Source organism: Bradyrhizobium aeschynomenes (genome assembly GCF_013178945.1).
In the GTDB taxonomy this organism is placed as follows: domain Bacteria; phylum Pseudomonadota; class Alphaproteobacteria; order Rhizobiales; family Xanthobacteraceae; genus Bradyrhizobium; species Bradyrhizobium aeschynomenes.
In genome coordinates this window covers 867,078-889,303 of record NZ_JABFDM010000002.1, presented here as the reverse complement: position 1 = coordinate 889,303, position 22,226 = coordinate 867,078, and the positions used below count along the sequence as shown (strand labels likewise).

Here is a 22,226-nt window from a genome sequence, read left to right as displayed (position 1 = left end):
ACGCTGGGGATGTGTTGAATCCACTTCAAACGGAGAGGGAGTACAGAATGGCGACCGATATCCACGACCACGATCCGCTGCGGAACACCACGGCGAGGCCTGAAGACGGTTCAGGGCGATACGATTTCATCGTCTGCGGCGCCGGATCGTCCGGTTCGGTCGTGGCCGCACGGCTGGCTGAAGACCCGGCGGTCCGCGTGCTCCTGCTCGAGGCGGGCGGCAGCGATGACGTTCCTGAGGTCATGACCCCGGCGCAGTGGCCGCTCAATCTGGGCTCGGCGCGCGACTGGAACTTCAAGGCCGAGCCCAATCCGCATCTGAACGGACGCTCCATCCCGCTCAACATGGGCAAGGTGCTGGGCGGCGGCTCGAGCATCAACGTGATGGTGTGGGCCCGCGGCCATCGCAATGATTGGGAGCGCTTCGCCGCGGAGGCGCGGGATCCGGCGTGGGGCTATGAGTCCGTGCTGGAGATCTATCGCCGCATCGAAAGCTGGCAGGGCACGCCCGACCCGCGCCGCCGCGGCACCAGCGGGCCGGTTCATGTGGGGCCCGCGGCCCATCCGCAGCCGATCGCGCGGACGTTGATCGAGGCTGCGCAATCGCTGGGACTGCCGGCGTTCGACAGTCCGAACGGCGCCATGATGGAGGGCCGCGGCGGCGCGGCCATCAACGATCTGATCATCAAGGATGGACGGCGCTCGTCGATCTACCGGTCCTATGTGCATCCGCGTCTCGGGCAGCCCAACCTCACGGTCCTGACGGACACGATGGTCACGCGGCTGATCCTGGACGGCAGCACCGTCGTCGGCGTGGAAGCAATGCACGGGTCGAACCGCTGTCGGTTTATGGCGGACCGCGAAGTCGTGCTTTCCCTCGGCGCCATCCACACGCCGAAGGTTCTGATGCAATCCGGCATCGGTCCGGAGGACGAACTCCGGCGTCACGGCATTCCAGTGATTCAGCATCTGCCGGGCGTCGGCCGCAATCACCAGGACCACATCGCGTTCGCCTGCGTCTTCGAATATCGCGAGCCGCAGGAGGTCGGTCACGGCGGCTCGGAAGCGACGCTGTACTGGAAGAGCGATGCGGCCCTGGCCTGTCCCGACATGTTCCATTGTCAGGTCGAGTTTCCGGTGGTCAGCGCGGAGACGATGGGGCCGGACGTTCCGGAGCATGGTTGGACCATGTTCGCGGGCCTCGCGCATCCAAAGAGCCGCGGCGCGCTGCATCTGTCGGGGCCAAATCCTGACGATCCGATCCGCATCGCGGCGAACACGCTGTCGCATCCGGATGACCTTGCCGCGGCTCACGCCAATATCGAGCTGTGTCGCGCGTTGGGCGCCGACCCGGCCTTCAACCGACTCGTCAAGCGCGAAGCCCTTCCGGGCAAGCGTGATGCGGCGGCGATGGAGTGCTTCGTGCGCAACGCTGCAGTCACGTATTGGCACCAGTCGTGTACGGCCAAGATGGGGCACGATGTGATGTCGGTCGTGGATGGCAGGCTGAAGGTCTATGGCATCGACAGGCTGCGCATCGCTGATGCGTCGATCATGCCGGAGATCACCAGCGGCAACACGATGGCGCCGTGCGTCGTCATCGGCGAGCGCGCCGCCGACATGATCAAGTCGGCGCATGGCGTGAATTAGTCCCGCACGGCCGGCCCGTCACGCCGCGACGGGCCGGCCGTCTATTTTTCCCGGCGCTTTGTGCCGCGCAACCCGGTCCCGCCGGGTTGCAGGAGCGCGCTCACGTCCAACACGGACAGACATTGCGAAGAGATTTTTGAGATGACAAACGAGTTGACCCTGCTTGTCCTGCATGTCCGGATCTGGCTGGACCTGCGCGTTGCGCTGTATCTTCGGCGGCGCGCCGCGAAGCTCAAGGCGCGCGACAGCGTGACCGCGCGCGAGGATGTTCGCCTGCTCGATGGCGGGACGGTGCCGCTGTCCTCAGGCGCGCCGAGGCGGACGGTGCTGGTTCTCATCTGAGGGGATTGCGATGCTCGATGTCCGTGCCCAGCACCGCGGGCTCGTCGCGCGCTAGCCCGGCAGGAACATCGGGAACGAGACTCCGAGCGACCACGCCAGGATCAGGCCGAGGCCGATGCCTTCAGCGAGCGGCGAGCAGGTTCTGCGGCCGACAGAGCCGCCGATCAGCCCGAACACGATGAAGAACAGCACGATGACCGGGATGATGATCAGCAGGAAGAACAGCCGCTTGAAATCGAGCGCGACGGCGCCGCCGAGCGAGGCCAGGAATGCGGCGCGAATCCACGCCGTGCGCCACAGCGCGGCGTGGCCGCCCTGGTTGGCGATGCTGTCGGCGAGCATGTAGGGCACCGCGCCGATGGCGATCGCGGCGATGATCGGCACGCGCGCCGCGATCGGCATGAAGGAGGCGACGTAGCGGTCGAGCGCGCCGCCGAAGATGGCAATGCCATAGGCGGCCAGCGCCAGCGCCGCGAGCCAGGCCAGGCGGCCGAAGCGCACACCGCGCAGGTGCAGCAGCAGGAGCGACAGCGCGCCATAGGCGAACAGATGCACCGCGAGATAGTCGGCGACCAGCACCGGCAGGAAGCGCGTCTCGACGAATCTCAGAACGATCGGCGTCACCACCGCGGGCACCAGCGTGGCAATCGCAAGGCTGCGCAGCGGAATTGTCGGCGGTGGCGCCTCGCCCTTCGGCAGCAGCTCGGCCAGCGGCCAGGCCAGCAGTACGATGCCGGCGAGCAGCAGCGCGATCGCGCCGCCGGTCGCGGCCACCGGGCCGCTGCTGCTGCGGCCGAACACCCGGTCGAGCCAGTCGCGCGCCTCGCGTAGTCCTGTCGTCGAATACAGCACGCTGACATGCTCGACCCCCGGCGCCACCACGGCGCGGCGGCCGCCGCTGCCGGCGGGATCGCCGACAGTATCGCCTTCTTGCGCGGCGGAATCCGCGAGCCTGAGGTTGCGCAACGCGTCCTGGCGCAGGGACGTCTCCCACTCACCCGTGATGATCAGAAGGTTGCGCGGCGCGCTTGCCGTGGCGGCTTCGGAGAACATCGAGATCGCCACCGTCGCGGCAATGCGCGGATCGGCCAGCGCCTGGCGCACGATGATGTCGGAGGCCATCGAGTGCCCGAGCAGGGCGACCCGGCCATCCGCGCCGGGCAGGGACAACGCGGCGTCGGTGACCCGGCCGATCTCGCTCATCAGCCTCCGCGTGGTGCCGTCGACGCGCGTGACGTCGCCCGACATCGCCACGGGATTGCGGCCATGGCCCTCGAAATCGAACGAGACCGCGAGATAACCGGCATGCGCCAGGGTCAGCGCATAGGCCTCCATGAACTGGCGCGAGCCCGCGAAGCCATGCGCGATCACGACCACCGGCGCGGCCGCGGCGCCGTCGCGGCGATAGACGGTCATCGGGGTCGTGCCGGCCTGCAGCGATGTGATCGTCACGCCGGCGCGGGCGGCTTCGAGCTGCCAGATCCCGGCGACGCAGCAGGCGAGGCCGGCGAGCGCGGCGGCCAGCAGGGCCACCCCGCGCATCCCGATGGCGATGCGTCTGCGCGGCGGAATTTCGCTTGTCATGACACGCTCCGATTCCGCTCGACCCTAGCGCAGGCAGGGCTATCGCAATCTGAGTTTTTCGCGAAACCGTTTCCACATCGTCATGCCCGGGCTTCGTCCCGGGCATCCACGTCGTTCTCAGCATGCTGGACGACGTGGATGGCCGGGACAAGCCCGGCCATGACGCCGTGGAGGCAGGCGAGCGCAACACTTCGACATCAAATGCGATAGCCCTGCCAGCGCAGGGATGGGCGTGGCGACAGCGCCGGGCTTCGCGGCCGCCTTCGACGTGGCTCGCCGTGGTCGAACGAAACGCGCGTCGCTTCGTTGACAAGGCCGCGGGAGACCTGTTCGGTGAGCCCGCGCAGCGACGAAAGGACGGATGCATGAAACCGGAGGTGATCTGCCTGATGGCTTCGAGCCTCGATGGCCGGATCCTGCCGAGCCGCTGGCGCCCGAAGAGCTCCGGCGATGTGTTCGAGCAGGTGCACGACCAGCTCGACGGCGATGCCTGGCTGATCGGCCGCGTCACTGGCCAGGAATTCGCCAAGGGCACGGCCTATCCGGCGACGACGAGCGAGCGTTTCCCGCGCGAGAACTGGATCGTCCGGCGCGACGCCAAGGCCTATGGAATCGTGCTCGATGCAAGTGGCAAGATCTGCTGGGGTCGCGCCGACATCGGCGGCGATCCGATCGTGGTGGTGCTCAGCGAAGCCGTCTCGGACGCGCATCTCGCGGGGCTGCGCAGCGAGGGCGTATCATACGTCTTTGCCGGCGAGAGGCAGCTCGATCTCGCGTTGGTGCTCGACATCGTTGCGCGCGAACTCGGGGTGAAGCGCCTGCTGCTCGAAGGTGGTGGCGGCGCCAACGGCGCGTTCCTGCGCGCAGGCCTGGTCGACGAGTTCAATCTCGTGCTCTGTCCTGCCATCGATGGCGCCAAGGGCGCGCCGAGCGTGTTCGACTCGCCGGAGAGCGAGACCGGTCAGCGCGCGCCGATCACGGCGATGACGCTGGAAAACACGACGGCGCTGGAGGGCGGCGCGCTGTGGCTGCGCTACAAGATCACGAACGGCCCGGCGGCGCCGGCCCAGGCCAGTCATGGTTGAGAGACGAGATCACATCATCATCGTCGGCGCCGGGGCCGCGGGCCTGATGGCCGCGCGCGAGCTTTCACGCGCCGGGCGCAAGGTGACTCTGCTGGAGGCGCGCGAGCGCTGCGGCGGCCGTATCCATCCGCTTGCAGAGAGCGTGTTCGGATACAGGGCGGATGCGGGCGCCGAGTTCATCCATGGCGAGGCGCCGGTCACCTATCAGCTGCTGGCCGAGGCCGGACTGTCGGCGCAGCCGATCGAAGGCGAGCGATGGCATGTCGAGAACGGCGTGCTCTCGCGCAACGATCCTGCCGATCGGCAGATCGGCCGGCTGCACGAGGTGCTGGCAACGCTCGACGAGGACATCACCGTCACGATGCTGCTCGAGAAGCATTTCGCCGGTGCGGAGTTCGCCGCCTTGCGCGAGTCCGTGCTCGGGATGGTGCAGGGCTATGATGCCGCCGATCCGGATCTGGCGAGCGTGTTCGCGCTGCGCGAGGAGTGGATGGGCGGCGATCACGGCGGGCAGGCGCGCATCGTCGGCGGCTATGGTGTGCTGCTGGATCATCTTGTGGCGGAGTGCCGCGCGCGTGGCGTCAGAATTGCGTTTCAGTCAATCGTGACGGCGATCGAGGGTGCGGCGGAGGGCGCGATCGTGCGCTGCGCCGATGGCCGCACGCATCGCGGCGACGTCGTCATTCTGACCGTGCCGTTGCCCTTGCTGCAGACCATCGCGCTTCCGGCGGCCATGCAAGGTCAGGTCGCGGCAGCAGCGGACATCGGCTTCGGCAACGTCATCAAGCTGCTGCTGCGGTTCGAGCGCCGCTGGTGGACGGCGATGCCGGCCCCCGATCTCTCGGACATGCTGTTCATGCTGTCCGACGCCGCGGTGCCGGTGTGGTGGACGCAGCACCCGAACGATCATGCGGTGCTGACTGGCTGGCTCGCCGGACCGCCGACGCACGACTTCGCCGCGCTCGACGAGACGACGCTGATCGAAGCGGGACTGGCGGCGCTCGGCGACATCTTCGCCAAACCCGTGACCGTTCTCGGGCCCGCGCTGGTCGCGGCGCATGCGTTCGACTGGGCGAAGGACCCGTTTGCGCGCGGCGCCTATTCCTACGCGACGCTGGCAACGCGCGATGCGCAGGATGTGCTGACGCGCTGGGAGGGTGGGCCGGTGCTGATCTCGGGCGAGGCGCTGTATCGCGGCCGCGACATGGGCACGGTCGAGGCGGCGCTGGCGAGCGGGCTTGCCACGGCGCGCCGCATCTTGCGCAATGATCCTGCATGACGTTGCGATCGCAAAGACGCGGTCTTATCATCGTGCGGGTCACCACAGGAAAGGATCGTCATGCTCGACCACGTCGGCTTTCCCGTTTCCGATTTCGCGCGCGCCAAGGCGTTTTACACCGCCGCGCTGGCGCCGCTCGGCTATGTGCTCATGATGGAGATCACCAACGAACAGACCGGAGGTCATGGCGAGCACGCCGGCTTCGGTGAGGGCCGGCCGGACTTCTGGATCGGCACCGGCGGGACGGCCGCGACCTCGACCCATGTCGCCTTCCACGCCAAGGATCGCGCCACGGTGGACGCGTTCTATCGGGCGGCGATCGCGGCGGGCGGCCGTGACAATGGCGCGCCGGGGTTGCGGCCGCATTATCACAAGGACTATTACGGCGCCTTCGTGCGCGATGCCGACGGCAACAATGTCGAGGCGGTCTGCCACACGCCGGACTGATCTGCTTCGGACGGACTACACCGTTACAGGCATGTGCTCGGCGGCGGCGGCAAGGCTCGGCGCGACCACGATCTCGAGCTGCTGGCGCAGCCAGCGATGCATCGGGTCGTCGTGGTGGCGCAGATGCCAGACCATGTACATCGGCATCGCCGGGCAGGGGACAGGCACGGGCGCGACGCTCAGCCCGCGCAGCATGTAGGCGCGCAGCAGGCTCGGCAAAGTCGCGATCCCGCGGCTGCCGCGCAGGAACGGGCCGATGCCGCCGAAGCCCGGCACCTGCGCCACGAATCGCCTGACGATGCCGCGCTCGGCGAGCACCTCGTCGATGTCTAGCCGGCGGCGCGGCTCGTAGACCACCGTGACGTGGTCGCTGGCGAGATAGTCCTCCAGGCTCTGCGGCGGCTCGCGCTGGCTGGAATCGTAGAACACGCGGTAGCTGTCCTCGAACAGCCGCTTCTGCAGGAAGTCGCTGCCCTCGGGCGGGCGCGGCGTGATGATCAGCTGGCAGTGCTCCTCGCGCAGCATCTCCGGCGTCGGCGCGCCCGAAGGGATCACGCGCAGGCTGAGGCCGGGGGCTTGCGCCCGCGCATAGCGGAGCAGGGAGGGTAGCAGCAGGTCGCGCTGCAGGTCGTTGGCGGCGATCGTTACCTGCGCGGATATCTTGGCCGGCTCGAAAGCAGCGGCGTGCGAGAAGCTCCGGAGGTCGTCGAGCAGGGCACGGGCGCGGAGCGCGAGCAGCTGTGCATGCGCCGTCGGCACGATGCCGCGGCCGGATTTGACGAACAGCGGATCGCCGGTGATGGCGCGCAGTTTGTCGAGCAGATGGCTGACCGCCGATTGCGTCACGCCGAGCCGGTGAGCGGCGCGCGTCACCGAGCCCTCCTCGGTCACGGCGAGCAGCAGCTGCAGCAGATGGCCGTCGAGGTCCAAATGATCGAATTGGCTCATGGATCAGATCGGGCGGGCGGCCTTTATCGTCGGTGTCTTCGGGCGATACTGGCGGGCATGGAACGCGCCGCGTTTGATCCAGATCAAACGCGGCCGGTCAGAACGCTTTCAGGGAGGTTACAATGTCCGCCACATCGGCCCGGCAGCCCGTGCCCGGCACCGTCATCTTCGATGGCGAGCAGGCCCGCAAGGGCTATGCGCTCAACAAGATGTGCTACTCGTTCAACGATGCCGCCAACCGCAAGGCGTTCGTCGCCGACGAGGACGGCTATTGCGCGAAATTCGGCCTCAATGCGCAGCAGCGCGAGGCGATCAGGAACCGCAACGTGCTGCAGCTGATCGAGGCTGGCGGCAACGCCTACTACCTCGCCAAATTCGCCGGCATCTTCGGGCTCGACATGCAGGACATCGGCGCGCAGCAGACCGGGCTCACCAAGGACCAGTTCAAGGCCAAGCTTCTGGCGGCACGGGGGTAATCATCATGGCAAAGATCGTAGGCGCAATTACCACCTCTCATGTGCCCGCCATCGGCGGCGCGATCGCCAAGGGCCTGCAGCAGGATCCGTATTGGAAGCCGTTCTTCGATGGCTTTCCGCATGTGCGCGAATGGCTCGCCAAGGTGAAGCCGGATGTCGTCGTGCTCGTGTACAACGACCACGGCCTGAACTTCTTCCTTGACAAGATGCCGACTTTCGCCGTCGGCGCCGCCGACAGCTACAGCAACGCGGACGAGGGCTGGGGCATCCCGCAGACCGCGCCGTTCAAGGGCGACAGCGAATTGTCCTGGCACCTGATCGAGCATCTGGTGAAGGAGGATTTCGATCTCGTGACCTGCCAGGAGATGACGGTCGACCACGCCTTCACTTTGCCGATGGCGCTGTGCTGGCCGGATCAGAAATGGCCGGTGCGGGTCGTGCCCGTGGTCGTCAACACCGTGCAGGCGCCGCTGCCGTCGGCCGCGCGCTGCTACAAGCTCGGCCAGGCGCTGGCGCGGGCGATTGAATCCTGGCCGAAGGACGAGCGCGTGGTCGTGATGGGCACCGGCGGCCTGTCGCATCAGCTCGACGGCGAGCGCGCCGGCTTCATCAACAAGGATTTCGACGAGAAGTTCATGGCCAGCATGGTCGATGATCCCGCCTGGGCCACCAAGTACTCGACCACCGAGCTGGTCGAGCTGTCGGGCACGCAGGGCGTCGAGCTGCTGAACTGGATGGTCGCGCGCGGCACCCTGCCGGAGAAGGTGCGCAAGGAGCATTCCAACTACCACATCCCGATCTCGAATACGGCGACGGGGTTGATGGTGCTGGAGCCGGCGTAGGGGGCGTCGTCAATCTCGTTGGTCGGGATGCGATGACTCACATCCGTTCCGACAACAGACATCACGGGGTATGGCTCCCGGCTCAAGGCCGGGACGACGGCGGTGGGTTGGCTCGATCGCGGGCCACATCACCGATGGGGTTGGCACAACCGCGCCCCACATCACCGGTGTCGTCCCGGCCTTGAGCCGGGACCCATACCGCGGAAGCTATCAAGGGACGTTGGTGTCAGTTGCCTTGCTTCGACGGACACCACCCGTGTGGCTGCCCCTCACCCCGACCCTCTCCCCGTAAAGAACGGGGAGAGGGGGCACACCGTCGGTGCGGCTTACTTCGTGCTCACAGATCGGGAATCTTATACCTCCGCCTCCCGCGCCTTCGCGCCTGACTTCAGCTTGGTCATGAACTCCTTGAACGCCGGGCCGAACTCGGCGAACAGCGGCTCGCCGCGGTGGTTGAGCATCACGCCGCCGAGCAGTTTGAGACCGGTGACGAAGGCCTTGCTCTCATTGTGGTCGAACAAGCCGCGGCGCTGGACGCGGGCGACGATCTCGTTGAGATCGTCGTGGCTGGTGAAGGTGAAGTCGTAGCTCGGACCGACGGCGCCGTCGCGGCGCGGGTCGATGTCGGTCACCTCGATGGCGTAGGCGTGGGGCATGTCGATGCTCCTTTCAGTGTCTGAGTGTCAGGTCGCGGCGTCGTCGTCGCCCTCAATCTCGGCGATGGCGCGGGTGAGGATGCTGCTGACGCGCTTCGACTCCTCGTCGCTCCAGCCGCGCCGGTGCATCTTGAGCGCCATCTTCAGCGTCTGAACCGCTTGCATCACCTGTTCAGAGGGACGCATGCCGCCCATCGAACGAGCCAGGATGCGCAGGCGGCTGAGCAGGCCGTCGATGGCCGCAGCGTCATCCTTGAGAGCCTGGCGGCCAGCCTCGGTGATCGCGAACAGCTTCTTGCCGCCCTCGGCCGAAGCGGCTTCGATCTGGCCCATGTCCTCGAGCAGGCTGAGGATCGGGTAGACCGAGCCGGGGCTCGGCGAATAGGCGCCGCCGACGAGCTCTTCGACCGCCTTGATCAGCTCATAGCCATGGCGTGGCTTCTCGCCGATCAACCACAGCAGCAGGCTACGCAGGTCACCGGGACCGAAGACACGGCCGCCGCCGCCACGCCCGAATTCCTCGCGGCCGCCGCGGCGACCACGTTCGAACAGGCCTGGTCCGCGCGGACCGAAGCCGCCGCCGCGCCCGCCCATGCGGATCTCGTCGGAAGCCTCGTCGAAGCCGTGATGCCCATGGTGACGTCCACGATGGCCCCAGCCGCGCTCCTGGCGGTCGTCATCGCAGCGCGAGCGGTCGAATGTCCAATGATGATGTCTCATACGATATGATCTCCGTTTCGTACGAACGATATATCGTTTCGCTGTATCGTTTGTCAATGCTGATCGATGTGACTCCCTGGCTCAGCCATCAACACTCTGATCTTACTAGATTTTCAAGGCACGGCCGGCGCCTCTCCGCCATGTGCCGCCGCCTCGTGCCCCGCGCCGCGATGGGCGATCAGCGCATAAGCGACGGGGACCACGAACAGCGTGAACAGGGTGCCGATGGCGAGCCCGGTCGCGATCACGAGCCCCATGTTGAAGCGCGACACCGCGCCGGCGCCGCTCGCAGTGATCAGCGGGATCACGCCGAGCACCATCGCCGCCGTCGTCATCAGGATCGGCCGCAGGCGGACCGTGGCGGCCTCGATGATCGCCTCGGTGCGATCCTTGCCCTGTTCGCGCAGCTCGTTGGCGACCTCGACCATCAGGATGCCGTGCTTGCTGACGAGGCCCATCAGGGTGACCAGGCCGACCTGGGTGTAGATGTTGATGCTGGCGCCGCCGATGCCGAGGCTGATGAAGATCAGCGCGCCGGCCAGCGACATCGGCACCGAGACGAGGATGATGATCGGGTCGACGAAGCTGTTGAACAGCGCGGCGAGCGCCAGGAAGATGATGATCAGCGCGAACACGAAGGTGATGACGAAGCCGCCGGATTCCTTCTCCAGCTGCCGCGAGGCGCCGCCATAATCGATCGAATAACCCGATGGCAGCGAGGTCGCGATCTCCTTCAACGCGGCGAGCGCATCGCCCATCGCCACGCCGGGCATCGCCACGCCGGAGATCGTCGCGGCGTTGATCTGCTGGAAGTGGTTGAGCGACTCGGGGATCGTCTTGTGCTCGAGCCGGGCCACCGTCGAGAGCGGCACCATGGCATTGCCGCTGGTGCGGATCGAGTAGTCGAGCAGCTGGTTGTCGGTCAGCCGGTCGTTCTGCCGGACCTGAGGGATCACCTTGTAGGAGCGTCCCTCCAGGCTGAAATAATCCAGATAGTTGCCGCCCAGCATCGTCGCCAGCGCGCCGCCGAGATCGCTCATCTTGAGGCCGAGATCGCCGGCCTTGTCGCGATCGAACACGACGGTCGTCTGCGGCTTGTCGATCTTCAGGTCGGTGTCGAGGAAGATGAACTTGCCGCTCGCCAGGGCCTTGTTCATGAATTCGCGCGACACCTCGTTGAGCTCGGAGAACGATCCGGTGGTGCCGATCACGAACTGGATCGGCAGGCCGTTGCTGCCCGGCAGCGGTGCCGGCTGGAACGCGACCGAGCGGGCGCCGGCGATGCCGTTCAGCATCTGCTGGAATTCCGGCTGCAGGGTCTTGGTCGTCGCCTTGCGCTGATCCCAGGGCTTCAGGACCCAGCCGCCGATCGCCTGCGTCGGGGTGTCGATCTGGAACACGGTGCGGGTCTCCGGACGCTGCGAGATCAGGCCGAACAGCTGCTGGCCGTAGAACTCGCGCTGCTCGAGCGTGGCCGAAGGCGCCGAGTTGGTCAGCGACAGCACGATGCCCTGGTCCTCGTCCGGCGCGAGCTCGCTGGTCGAACTGACATAGAGCCAGGGGATCATGGCCAGCAGCAGGAGCGCGAACACGACGACCACCGGTTTGGTCGTGAACACGCTTTCGAGCGAGCGGCGGTAGCCGTGTGCGAGCCGCTCGAGCACGTGGTCGATGGCGCGGACCAGCCGCGCTTCCAGCGTCGTCGACTCGCGCTCGGTCCGCCGCAACAGCCAGGCGCAGTTCATCGGCGACAGCGTCAGTGCGATCACCGCCGAGACCGTGACGGCGCCGGCCAGGGTGAAGGCGAACTCGGTGAACAGCGCGCCGGTCAGGCCACCCTGGAAGCCGACGGGCACATAAACCGCGATCAGCACGACGGTCATCGCGATGATCGGGCTCGCCAGTGCCCGCGCCGACTGGATCGCGGCCTCGACCGGCGAGACGCCCTCGTCGATCAAGCGATGGACCGCCTCGACGACGATGATGGCGTCGTCGACGACGAGGCCGATCGCGAGCACCAGCGCGAGCAGGGTCAGCAGGTTGATCGAGAAGCCCATCAGCAGCATCAGGCCGAAGGTGCCGATGAGCGACAGTGGAATCGCGATCACCGGGATCAGCACCGAGCGCCACGACCCCAGGAACATGAATACGACGACGATCACGATGCCGATGGCCTCGACAAGCGTATGGATCACCTCCTCGATCGACGAGTTTACGAAGTCGGTGGAGTCGTACAGGATCTCGCTGCTGATGCCGTTTGGAAGCTGGCGTTGGAGCTCCGGATAGACGGCTTTCACGCCGTTGATGACGTCGAGCAGATTGGCGGTCGGCGCCACCTGGATGCCGACATAGACCGCGGTGCGGCCGTTGAAGCGCGTTGCGCTGTCGTAATCGTCGTTGCCGAGCGTGACGTTCGCGACATCGCGCAAGCGGATGATGGCGCCGTTGACCTGCTTGACGACGAGGTTGCGGTATTGCTCCAGCGAGTGGAGATTGGTGGCCGCCGCGAGGTCGACCTGCACCAGGCGGCCCTTCGTCGTTCCGAGCCCGGAGATGTAGTCGTTGCCCGACAGCGCCGTCGAGACGTCGGTCGCTGTCAGGCCGTAGGCGGCGAGCTTGTCGGGATCGAGCCAGGCGCGCAGCGCGAATTTCTTGGCGCCGAGCAGCTCTGCCGTCTGCACGCCGGACACGGCCTGCAGCTTCGGCTGCACCACGCGCGTGAGATAATCGGTGATCTGGTTCGGCGCCAGCACGTCGCTGGCGAAGCCGATATACATCGCATCGATGGTCTGGCCGACCTTCAAGGTCAGGGTCGGCTGCTGCGTGCCGGTCGGCAGCTGGTTCAGCACCGAGTTCACCTTGGCGTTGATCTCGGTCATCGCCTTGCCGGAATCGTAGTTGAGCCGCAGGTTTACCGTGATCGTGCTGCTGCCGGTGACGCTGGTCGAGGTCATGTAGTCGATGCCGTTGGCCTGGGCGATCGCGTTCTCCAGCGGCGTCGTGATGAAGCCGGCGATGATGTCGCTGTCGGCGCCGGCATACGCTGTGCTCACCGTGACGATCGCGTTCTGCGTTCGTGGGTATTGCAGGATCGCGAGCGTCGTCATCGAGCGCAGGCCGAGCACGAGGATCAGCGCGCTGACCACGAGCGCCAGCACCGGCCGGCGGATGAAGATGTCTGTGAATCGCATGGATGATGGCTCAGGGCTGGACGGGTCTATTGATCGACGACATCAGGCGCGGCTTCGGCGACCGGCACGTGCGAATTGTCGACCTTGACCGGGCTGCCGTTGCGCAGCTTGATCTGCCCCGCGATCACCACCGTCTCGCCCGGCTTGACGCCGTCGGTGATCGCGATCCGGTCGCCCTTTGCCGGCTTGCTCTTGACGAACATCTGCCGCGCCTTGCCCTGACCGTCCTTGAGATCGTCGACGACGTAGACGAGGTCGCCATAGGGATTGCTGACAACGGCCGTCAACGGAACGTTGACGAGCTGCTCGGGCTTGCCGATCGCGATCTCGACCTTGGCGAACATGCCCGGCAGCAGCCGCGCGGACTCGTTGTGCAGGGTGGCGCGGACCTGAACGTTGCGGCTCGAGGAATCGACCTTGGCGTTGATCGCCGAGATCTGCCCGGTGAAGCGTTCGCCGGGAAACGCATCGACGACGACGTCGACGTTCTGGCCGATGCGGATGTCGGCGAGCGATTGCTGCGGCAGATAGAAGTCGACGAAGATCGGATCGAGACTCTGCAACGTCACGATTGACGTGCCAGCACTGAGGAACTGGCCGAGATCGACGGCGCGGATTCCGAGCCGGCCAGCGAAGGGGGCCTTCAACGTCTTCTGCTCGACGATCGCCTTCTGCTGCGCCACCAGGGCCTGCGCGTTCTTCAGATTGGCGCGGTCGGTGTCGAGGGTCGCCTGGCTCACCGCATTGAACTTGATCTGCTCCTCGTCGCGCTTGACGACGATGGCATAGTTCTCCGCCGTTGCCTGCAGTGACTGCAGCTTGGCGACGTCATCGGTCGCAACGAGCTGCAGCAATTGCTGGCCCGCTTCGACCGTGTCGCCGGAGTTGAACTGGATGCTCTGAACGATGCCTGCGGCCTGCAGCGCCAGATCGGCGCCGTTGACGGCGCGCAGCGAGCCGATTGCGGTGAGGCCGGTGCGCCAGGGTGCGCTCTGCGCGACCACTGTCGAAACCGTCTGCGGCGGGTTCGCCATGGCGCCGATGGCCTTGGCGATCATGATGCCCTTGAAGGTCTGAAAGCCGTAGAGACCGCCGAACAGAACGGCCATCGCGGCGAGCATGATCGTCATGCGCTTTTTCATTACATTGCTTCCTGGGTCGTGCGATTGGGGCCGGCGAAATAGCCGGGATTGGCACGCGGCAGCGCGGCCGGGGTTTCGTCCTGGCGATTCCACCAGCCGCCGCCGAGCGCCTGGAACAAGGCCGCGGTGTCGGTAAAGCGCGTGGCTTGCGACTTGATGCGGGAGACGCGCGCGTTGAGATAGGATTGCTGCGCGGTGATGACGTTGGCGTAGGGCACGGCTCCGCTCTTGAACTGCTCGATCGCCATGGCGAGGCTGTCGGCGGTGGCCTTCTCGGCGGCCGCCTGCGCCTTCAAGGCCTCGGCGTCGTACTGGATGGCGCGCAGCGAATCGGAGACGTTCTGGAACGCAGTGATGACCGTGCTCTTGTACAGCGATAGGTCCTGCTCGAATGTCGCGACATTGGCCTCCTTGGTGTGATAGAGCGCGCCGCCGTCGATCAGCTTCTGGCTGACGCTGGAGGCTGCGTCCCACACGATCGTCGTCGGCGAGAACAGCCGTTCCGATCCGCTCGCGCCGTAGCTGCCCGACAAGGTCAGCTGCGGCAGCAGATTGGCAATGCCGACGCCGACCGTTGCGGTGGCCTGGTGCAAGGTCGCCTCGGCCTGCCTTATGTCCGGACGTTGACGTACGAGCGAGGAGGGCAGCGACACCGGCAGCTTGCGCGGCAGCTTCAGCTCCGCCAACGTCACGTGCTCGCCGCGGTCCTGGTTCGGCAGCCGGCCGAGATAGGCCATCAGCTGGTTGCGCTGCTGCGCCAGCTGCTTCTGCAGCGGCGCCAAGGTGGCCTTGGCCTGCGCCAGGGTCGCCTCCTGGGACAGCACGTCGGATTTGGAGATGGCGCCGACATCGAACTGACGCTGGATGCGGCCGAGCTGATCGGTCTCGGCCTTGATGATCTCTTCCGTCGCCGCGATCTGGTCGCGCAGCGAGGCGTCGGTGATTACAGCCGTGACGACATTGGCGGTCAGCGCCAGATAGGTCGCCTCCATCTTGAATGCCTGGTAGTCGGCCTGCGCCTGCAGCGCCTCGACCTGGCGTCGCGTCCCGCCCCATAAATCAAGCGCATAGCTGACGCTCACCGAGGCACCGTAGAGCGTGTAGAGCGAGGTCTGGCCGGGCCATTGCCCCTGCTGCGTGCTGGACGCCTGCGTGCGCTCGGCCGATCCGCTCGCGCTGACTTGCGGAAACAGCGCGCCCTGTTGCGAGAGCGCATTCTCGCGTGCGGCGCGCAGCGCGAACTGAGCGGCCTCGACATCCGGGTGGTTGCGAATCGCCTCCTCGACGAAGGCGTTGATCTGCCGGGAATGAAACAGCGCCCACCATGTGCCGGGCAGGTCGCTTCCGGGAGCGAAGCTCTGCGCATTGCCGCCGGGCGTGGTGGCGCTCGCCGTTGCTGCGAGGCGCCGCTCGGCGACGTAGCCGGTCGCGGCCGGCGCATCGGGGGGCATGAAGTCGGGCCCCATGGCGCAGGATGCAAGCAGCACACTACAGCCGACGACGCCGAGCGGCGCAGAAGCTGCGCCACGTCTCAGGATAGGCCCCCGCAAGACCTGAAACATCCGGACATGATTCTTCATAAAACTAAACCGTTTCGTTCTTCTTGAGGGAACATGCGGCGCGTGTCAGGCTTGAGTCAAGTCACGTTGATGATAGGGAGAAGCATGGTCACATCTTCTTCGCATGCAGCGCCATCACCTGCAGTCGCAGGCTCTGCGCGCACGGAGCGCAAGCACGCGCAGATTCTCGCGAGCGCGCGGACGCTGTTCATGGCGGGCGGCTTCGACACCACCAGCGTGGATGCGATCGCGCGCCATGCCGGCGTGTCGAAGGCGACGGTCTACGGTCATTTCGCCGACAAGGACGCGCTGCTGCTCGCTTTGGTCGAGGCGGATTGCCGAAGCATGGGTGAGCAGCTGTGGATCCGGGACGGGCGGCCCATCGACCTCGAGCGCGACCTGCGCCAGATCGCACGCCGCTTCCTGGCGATGTTTCTCGACGGCCGGGGGCTGGCGATGCACCGGCTCGTGATGTCCTGCGCCTCGCGTTATCCGGCGATTGCCGAAGCGTTCATGACAGCGGGGCCGGACCGCTGCGAGGCGGAGGTCGCGGCATTTCTGCGCGCGGCGGAGGCGCAGGGGCTGATCGATGTCCCCAATGCCAGGCTCGCCGCCATGCAATTCCTCACCTTGATCCAGGGCCGGCTGCCGCTGACATGGGCGCTGTCCATGAAGGCGCCGAGCGAGGCCGTGTACCGCGCCCAGATCGAGGGCGGAATCAAGGTGTTCATCGCGGCCTATGGACGGACAGGAGCGGGACCAAAGCGGCGGACGGGCGCCGTCTCGACCTCCGCCGCGCGACGTCCGCTTGGGACTCCCGTCCGGCGGCCGTGATCAGGAGATCGCGGATGACGCGACGGCCGGCTTGGCCGATGTGTCTCTCGTCCGCTTCGGCCGCCGCAGCCGGCGCTGCGTCCAGATCAGCACGCCGGTGATCAGCAGCGTGAGCAGCACGACCGAGATCAGCACGTTGGCGGCACTGCCGATCAGTGACCAATTGCCTTCGTGCAGCAGCCGCACCCAGTTGCGCGGCAGCGCAGAGAGGCCGTCCGCGGCCACGGCGTACGCGCGCAACTCGTCACCTTCGATGATCCGCGCCAACATCCGCCCGCCGCGATTGCCGATCATGTTGACGGTCGCGAGATCATGATCCTTCGCGACGATGCTCACCGCATCCGGCAAGGTGACGCGCTTGGTCGCCGCCGGCGGCGTGCTGAAGAAGCTGTTGCTGGGATCGAGCAGGAGCCCGGTCAGCGGGCTCAGCAGGATCAGCGGCAGGGTGAACCACGCCGCGCCCTTGTGCCAGCCGGAGAGCGTGTTGCGCAGCCGCGGCAGCCCCATCAGGATGCCGATGATCATGATGACGATCATGCCGATGGTGGAGATCGTCGTGAGGCCCTCGATCCCGATCAGGTGCTCATGCGTCATGCGGGCCCACTGAAACACGCTTCCCGTGACGGGCTTGTCTGCCACCGCTCCGGTGGTCATGTCGAGCTCGGTGCCGGGCCGACCCTGCAGGGTCAGATGCTGCGTCGCCGGATTGATGGAGATGCCACGTGCCTTGCCTTCCGGATCATATTGCTTGATCAGCGCGACGACGCGCGCCGGATCGACACTGCCGGGCTTCACTGCCGCGACCTGGGCGATCGGTTCGAAGGAGAGGATCAGGCCGGTGACGATGATCACGAGCAGCGGTAGCGCGAAGGCCAGGCTGATCCAGCGGTGAAGTTTGAGCAGCAGCTGTTTGTTCATGATCGTCTCCGAATGATCGTCCGGCACACGGCGTGATGCGTCGGGACTGTTGTCCCCGGGCGTGCGCTCATTGACCATGTCCGATCGTTTCTCGCCGAGCGGCGGTGCAATCTGCATCCGCCGCTTCGCCGCTACTTATTAGCTGAGCGTGCCGGTCGAACGAAGAACAGAACTATTAATTTTAGGTCATGCGCCATTTGACCGGCGTCAATGCGGCAAGAGCGGAGTCGTGCCCGCGCCGATGATTTCAATTTGCAACAATTGCCGTCTCGTCGCCATCGAGCACCTGCTTCAGGCGCGTCGTATCCAGCGCGTTCTCCCACCGTGCGATCACGATGGTCGCCACTGCGTTGCCGATCAGGTTGGTCGGCGTCAGCCCCTGCGACATCAGGCGATGAATGCCGAGCACCAGCGCGACGCTGGCGACGGGGATGGTGCCGGTGGCCGCGAGCGTTGCGGCCAGCACGACGAAGGCGGCGCCGGCGATGCCCGCCGCACCTTTGGATGTCACCAGCAGGATCAGCAGCAGCCCGATCTGATGACCGATGTCCAACTGGGTGTTGGTGGCCTGCGCCAGGAAGACCGCGGCAGTGGCGAGGTAGAGGCAGGTGCCGTCCAGATTGAACGAATAGCCGGTCGGGATCACCAGCCCGACGATGCTGCGCTCACAGCCTGCGGCCTCCATCTTGGCCAGCATCCGCGGCAAGACCGTCTCGGACGACGTGGTCGCGATGCAGACCAGCACCTCGTCGCGGAGGTAGCGGATCAGCTTCCAGAGGCTGAAGCCGGTGAAGGCGGCGATGGGACCGAGCACCCCGGCGATGAAGATCAGGCAGGTCAGATAGAAGCTGCCGAGCAGCAGGCCGAGCTTCGCCAGCGAGCCGATGCCGAACTTGCCGACGGTAAACGCAATGGCGCCGAAGGCGCCGAGCGGCGCTGCCCACATCACGATCCTGACCACGCCGAAGATCATCTGTCCGGCGACCTCGATCACGTCGGTCACCGGTTTGGCGCGATCACCGAGCCAGATCAACGCAAAGCCTGACATGACCGAGATGAACAGCACCTGCAGGATGTTGCCCTCCGCGAACGCGCCTACGAAGGTTTGCGGGATGATGTTGAGCAGGAACGGCACCAGGCCGACGGCCGCGGTCTGCTTGACGTAGGGCTCGATGACCGCGGAGTTGATCGTGGCCGGGTCGATGTTCATCCCGGCGCCGGGCTGGAAGAGATTGACTGCGGCGAGTCCGATGATCAGCGCGAGCGTCGTGATCACCTCGAAATAGACCAGCGCCTTGATCGCGACGCGGCCCACCTTGGCCATGTCCGCCATGTGGGCGATGCCGTTCACCACCGTGCAGAAGATGATCGGCGCGATCAGCATCCGGATCGCCTTGATGAAGGCATCGCCGAGCGGCTGCATCTGCGCGCCGAGATCCGGCTTCACCGCGCCGAGCACGATGCCCGCAGCCATCGCGATCATGACCTGGACCCACAGCTCCTTCCACCAGGCGCGGCGGCTGCCTGCTTTGCTGTCGGCGGCGAGGGTCGTGGCAGTCATGATCGGTCCTGTCGATGAGGGGCTTGAAGCTCGAGCCGGTTGTGACTCAGCTCCTGGGCTCGAACTTGAACAGCCGTTCGGGATTGCTGACAAGCAGCTTTCGCTGAACGGCGGCGTCCGGGGCGTACAGCGGGATCAGATCGACCAGATCACCGTCATTGGGCATGATCTTGACGTTCGGGTGCGGCCAGTCGGTGCCCCAGATGACGCGATCCGGCGCGTTGTCGATCAGCTTCCGGGCGAACGGCACGGCGTCGTGGAACGGCGCACCGGCGGAAGCGCGCTCCGGACCGGTGATCTTGACCCAGCACCTGTCGTCGCCGGCCTGCAGGTCGAGCAGCGCCTTGAACTCCGCGTCGTCGATGCCTTTCGCGGCGCTGATCGTACCCATGTGGTCGATCACATACGTCACCGGCAGCGCCTTCAGGATCGGCACGAACTCCTGGATCGTGCCGGCCTCGAGGTAGATGTCGACATGCCAGCCGATCGCCGCGACACGGTCGACCAGCGTGCGAAACACCTTCATGTCACCAACCCCGCCGAGCCGGCGCAGGAAGGCAAACCGACAGGCGCAGATGCCGGCCTTGCCGAGCGCTGCAAGGTCGGCGTCCGACATCGCCGCTTTGATGTTGGCGACGCCCTTGTAATTGCCGTTGCTCTGCGCAATCGCGTCGGTGACGACGCGATTGTCGGTGCCGTGGACCGTAGCATTGACGATGACCGCGCGCTCGACCCCAATCTTCGCATGCAGCGCTCGGAACATCTCCAGCGACGCGTCGGGCGGGGTGTAGGGACGGGTCGGCGAGAACGGGTAGGTCGATGCCGGCCCGAAGATGTGGGTGTGGGTGTCGACGCTGCCCGGCGGCGCCTTGAAGCTCGGGGTTTTGGTGGCAGGATCGGGGCCCGCAATGGTGGGGATCTTGGCCTCCTCGGCAGCAAGTGGCGCGGGGACCGTGCCGAGCACGGTGGCCGTACCCAGTCCGGCCATGGTGGCCAGCAGATCTCGTCGCAACATTGCAGTGTCCTTCCCCAGAAATCATCGACGTCACGGGCAGACGTCGCCTGCTGCCGGCCGCTTTCGTGTTCACTATCTTCGCGCTGCCGCTTAGAGATCAGGCAGCCTTGCAACGTGACGTCGTGATCATGGCGTCCTCCCGATCCGGCGCCTTATGGCGTCGGTGTTTGCAGCGGCCGATCACGTTGATCCGATCCGTTCCAGGCGCGAAGATCTGGCAGCCTTCGGAGCATGACAAGAAGCATTGGGCGAACGGTCAGTTCTCTTGGTTGGACAATGCTCTGTAGCCAGATTGGCGAGGCGGCGGGCACGGCGGCTCGAGGTGCATTGCAGCGCATGCGCGCGAGCGCAGGCGGCGCTTCGACCAATCTGCCAGAACGGGCTTCCATCGCGCAGCGCCGCTGGATTGTTCGCGCGGCGGAAAGGCAAGTTGCATCAACGCCATGGTGTGCGTTCTGGTCATGCGCCGGCAGCTTGAAGCGGCGTTGTGGGGACCGCACGCGCAATGCTATGCGATCACAAAGGCCGTCGTGCCGGCGCTGTGCGGCGGCCAAACCAACGGCAACATCGGGCAAAGGAAACACCATGGTCGACGCGCTCATCATCGACGCTTGCAGGACCCCGCGCGGCATCGGCAAGGCGGGCAAGGGCGCGCTCGCCGGGCTGCATCCCCAGCACCTCGGCGCCACCGTGCTGCGCGCGCTGGCCGACCGGACCGGCATCAACACCGCCGATGTCGACGACATCATCTGGGGCTGCTCGTCGCAGCGCGGGCCGCAGAGCGGCGACCTCGGCCGCATGTCGGCACTCGATGCCGGCTACGACATCCGCGCCTCCGGCGTCACGCTCGACCGCTTCTGCGGCTCCGGCATCACCAGCGTCAACATCGCAGCAAGCTCGATCATGGCGGGCCAAGAGGATCTCGTCATCGCCGGCGGCTGCGAGATGATGTCGATGGAGGGCCGGCGCGGCGAGGGACCGCTGATGATGGATGCCGGCAATCTGCATCTGCGCGCGCTGCATCCGCAGTCGCATCAGGGCGTCTGCGCCGATGCCATCGCCACCATGGAAGGCATCACCCGCGCCGACGTCGACGCTCTCGGGCTGGAGAGCCAGAAGCGTGCGGCGGCGGCGATCCAGGCCGGGCATTTCAACAAGAGCCTGGTGCCGGTCCATCGCGACGACGGCAGCCTGGCGCTCGATCACGAGGAGTATCCGCGGCCGCAGACCACCGCCGAGGCGCTGGCCGGGCTGAAGCCGGCGTTCCCGGCGGTCGCCGATTATGCGCTCGACGACAAGGGCACCACCTATCGGGGTCTGATCCTGCAGCGCTATCCCGGCCTCGAGATCGCGTTCGTGCACCACGCTGGCAATTCCTCCGGCGTGGTCGACGGCTCGGCTGCGATCCTCCTGGCATCGCCATCCTACGCCAAGGCGCACGGCCTGAAGCCTCGCGCGCGCGTCGTGGCGATGGCCAATATGGGCGATGACCCGACGCTGATGCTGAACGCGCCGGTGCCGGCGACCCGCAAGGTGCTGGCCAAGGCCGGGCTCACGCTGGACGACATCGACCTGTTCGAGATCAACGAGGCGTTCGCGGTCGTGGCCGAGAAGTACATCCGTGATCTCAAGCTCGATCGCGCCAAGGTCAATGTGAACGGCGGCTCGATCGCGCTGGGACATCCGATCGGCGCCACCGGTTCGATCCTGATCGGCACCTTGCTGGACGAATTGGAGCGGCGTGATCTCAAGCGCGGCCTGGTCACGATGTGCGCGGCCGGCGGCATGGCCCCGGCGATCATCATCGAGCGGGTGTGAACCGGCTGGTCTCATCTTGCCTGATCTCATCTTGCAGTCCGTGCGCCCGCTGCGACCGCTCCGCAGCGGGCGCTGACATTCTGGAGTTTGCGACTTTCGCCGCTCGGCACCGTTGATGTCTCGCTCCTCCTGGGTGGGCCGTGGCGGTTCCACTTTCCGG

19 protein-coding genes are annotated in these 22,226 nt (G+C 66.1%); 9 read left to right on the top strand and 10 right to left on the bottom strand.

Going from position 1 to position 22,226, the window contains the following annotated elements; translation table 11 throughout:
- Positions 1-47 precede the first annotated feature (47 nt).
- Both HL666_RS08615 and HL666_RS08610 read left to right on the top strand, forming a co-directional pair.
- On the top strand, positions 48-1,649 hold the full coding sequence (locus tag HL666_RS08615) for a GMC family oxidoreductase (protein ID WP_246741487.1): 1,602 nt from the start codon (positions 48-50) through the stop codon (positions 1,647-1,649).
- A gap of 141 nt (positions 1,650-1,790) precedes the next feature.
- A complete protein-coding gene (locus HL666_RS08610; RefSeq protein ID WP_172180859.1) occupies positions 1,791-1,991 on the top strand; it encodes a hypothetical protein in 201 nt (66 codons plus the stop codon).
- A gap of 51 nt (positions 1,992-2,042) precedes the next feature.
- Here HL666_RS08610 and HL666_RS08605 read toward each other — a convergent pair whose 3' ends face one another.
- A complete protein-coding gene (locus HL666_RS08605; protein WP_172180857.1) occupies positions 2,043-3,575 on the bottom strand; it encodes a serine aminopeptidase domain-containing protein in 1,533 nt (510 codons plus the stop codon).
- Positions 3,576-3,940: 365 nt separating this feature from the next.
- On the opposite strand from HL666_RS08605, the gene HL666_RS08600 reads away from it, so the two are divergent.
- The 3 genes from HL666_RS08600 to HL666_RS08590 are packed head-to-tail and all read left to right on the top strand — an operon-like array spanning position 3,941 to position 6,386.
- Entirely contained in the window at positions 3,941-4,660 is a 720-nt protein-coding gene (locus HL666_RS08600; RefSeq protein ID WP_172180856.1) for a dihydrofolate reductase family protein, read from the top strand.
- Positions 4,653-5,939, top strand: coding sequence for a flavin monoamine oxidase family protein (locus tag HL666_RS08595; protein ID WP_172180854.1), 1,287 nt, complete (start codon positions 4,653-4,655; stop codon positions 5,937-5,939). The genes HL666_RS08600 and HL666_RS08595 overlap by 8 nt, the downstream gene beginning before the upstream one ends.
- Before the next feature lie 60 nt (positions 5,940-5,999).
- Positions 6,000-6,386 carry a VOC family protein gene (locus HL666_RS08590; RefSeq protein ID WP_172180852.1) on the top strand — a complete coding sequence of 129 codons (387 nt, stop codon included), beginning with the start codon at positions 6,000-6,002 and terminating at the stop codon, positions 6,384-6,386.
- Positions 6,387-6,401: 15 nt separating this feature from the next.
- On the opposite strand, the gene HL666_RS08585 is transcribed toward HL666_RS08590, so the two are convergent.
- On the bottom strand, positions 6,402-7,334 hold the full coding sequence (locus tag HL666_RS08585) for a LysR family transcriptional regulator (protein ID WP_172180850.1): 933 nt from the start codon (positions 7,332-7,334) through the stop codon (positions 6,402-6,404).
- Between the two features lie 122 nt (positions 7,335-7,456).
- On the opposite strand from HL666_RS08585, the gene HL666_RS08580 reads away from it, so the two are divergent.
- Positions 7,457-7,810, top strand: a complete 354-nt coding sequence (locus tag HL666_RS08580) for a protocatechuate 4,5-dioxygenase subunit alpha (RefSeq protein WP_172180848.1) — start codon at positions 7,457-7,459, stop codon at positions 7,808-7,810.
- Positions 7,811-7,815: 5 nt separating this feature from the next.
- Positions 7,816-8,652: a class III extradiol dioxygenase family protein gene (locus HL666_RS08575; protein WP_172180847.1), complete on the top strand. Its 837-nt coding sequence runs from the start codon at positions 7,816-7,818 to the stop codon at positions 8,650-8,652.
- A gap of 353 nt (positions 8,653-9,005) precedes the next feature.
- Here the strand turns inward: HL666_RS08575 and HL666_RS08570 are convergent, their stop codons facing one another.
- The 5 genes from HL666_RS08570 to HL666_RS08550 all read right to left on the bottom strand — a co-directional run bounded on the left by HL666_RS08570 (position 9,006) and on the right by HL666_RS08550 (position 15,941).
- A complete protein-coding gene (locus tag HL666_RS08570; protein WP_172180845.1) occupies positions 9,006-9,308 on the bottom strand; it encodes a DUF3861 domain-containing protein in 303 nt (100 codons plus the stop codon).
- 27 nt (positions 9,309-9,335) lie between these two features.
- Positions 9,336-10,028 (bottom strand): PadR family transcriptional regulator, encoded by a 693-nt coding sequence (locus tag HL666_RS08565; RefSeq protein WP_172134085.1) that lies wholly within the window; start codon positions 10,026-10,028, stop codon positions 9,336-9,338.
- A 113-nt stretch (positions 10,029-10,141) separates the two neighbouring features.
- Positions 10,142-13,219, bottom strand: a complete 3,078-nt coding sequence (locus tag HL666_RS08560) for an efflux RND transporter permease subunit (protein WP_172180844.1) — start codon at positions 13,217-13,219, stop codon at positions 10,142-10,144.
- Between the two features lie 26 nt (positions 13,220-13,245).
- A complete protein-coding gene (locus HL666_RS08555; protein WP_246739201.1) occupies positions 13,246-14,361 on the bottom strand; it encodes an efflux RND transporter periplasmic adaptor subunit in 1,116 nt (371 codons plus the stop codon).
- On the bottom strand, positions 14,361-15,941 hold the full coding sequence (locus HL666_RS08550; RefSeq protein ID WP_172180842.1) for an efflux transporter outer membrane subunit: 1,581 nt from the start codon (positions 15,939-15,941) through the stop codon (positions 14,361-14,363). The genes HL666_RS08555 and HL666_RS08550 overlap by 1 nt, the downstream gene beginning before the upstream one ends.
- Positions 15,942-16,025: 84 nt before the next feature.
- Between HL666_RS08550 and HL666_RS08545 the strand changes: the two genes are divergently transcribed.
- Positions 16,026-16,754 carry a TetR/AcrR family transcriptional regulator gene (locus tag HL666_RS08545; RefSeq protein WP_172180840.1) on the top strand — a complete coding sequence of 243 codons (729 nt, stop codon included), beginning with the start codon at positions 16,026-16,028 and terminating at the stop codon, positions 16,752-16,754.
- Here HL666_RS08545 and HL666_RS08540 read toward each other — a convergent pair whose 3' ends face one another.
- The 3 genes from HL666_RS08540 to HL666_RS08530 form a co-directional block, all read right to left on the bottom strand.
- Positions 16,755-17,672 carry a PepSY domain-containing protein gene (locus HL666_RS08540; RefSeq protein WP_172180838.1) on the bottom strand — a complete coding sequence of 306 codons (918 nt, stop codon included), beginning with the start codon at positions 17,670-17,672 and terminating at the stop codon, positions 16,755-16,757.
- Between the two features lie 247 nt (positions 17,673-17,919).
- The gene (gene dctA, locus HL666_RS08535) at positions 17,920-19,233 is read right to left on the bottom strand and encodes a C4-dicarboxylate transporter DctA (protein ID WP_172180837.1); all 1,314 of its coding nucleotides are present in this window, start codon (positions 19,231-19,233) and stop codon (positions 17,920-17,922) included.
- 46 nt (positions 19,234-19,279) lie between these two features.
- Positions 19,280-20,248, bottom strand: a complete 969-nt coding sequence (locus HL666_RS08530) for an amidohydrolase family protein (protein WP_172180835.1) — start codon at positions 20,246-20,248, stop codon at positions 19,280-19,282.
- A 585-nt stretch (positions 20,249-20,833) separates the two neighbouring features.
- Between HL666_RS08530 and HL666_RS08525 the strand changes: the two genes are divergently transcribed.
- Complete coding sequence (locus tag HL666_RS08525) at positions 20,834-22,066, top strand: acetyl-CoA C-acetyltransferase (RefSeq protein WP_172180833.1); 1,233 nt, start codon at positions 20,834-20,836, stop codon at positions 22,064-22,066.
- Positions 22,067-22,226: the final 160 nt, after the last annotated feature.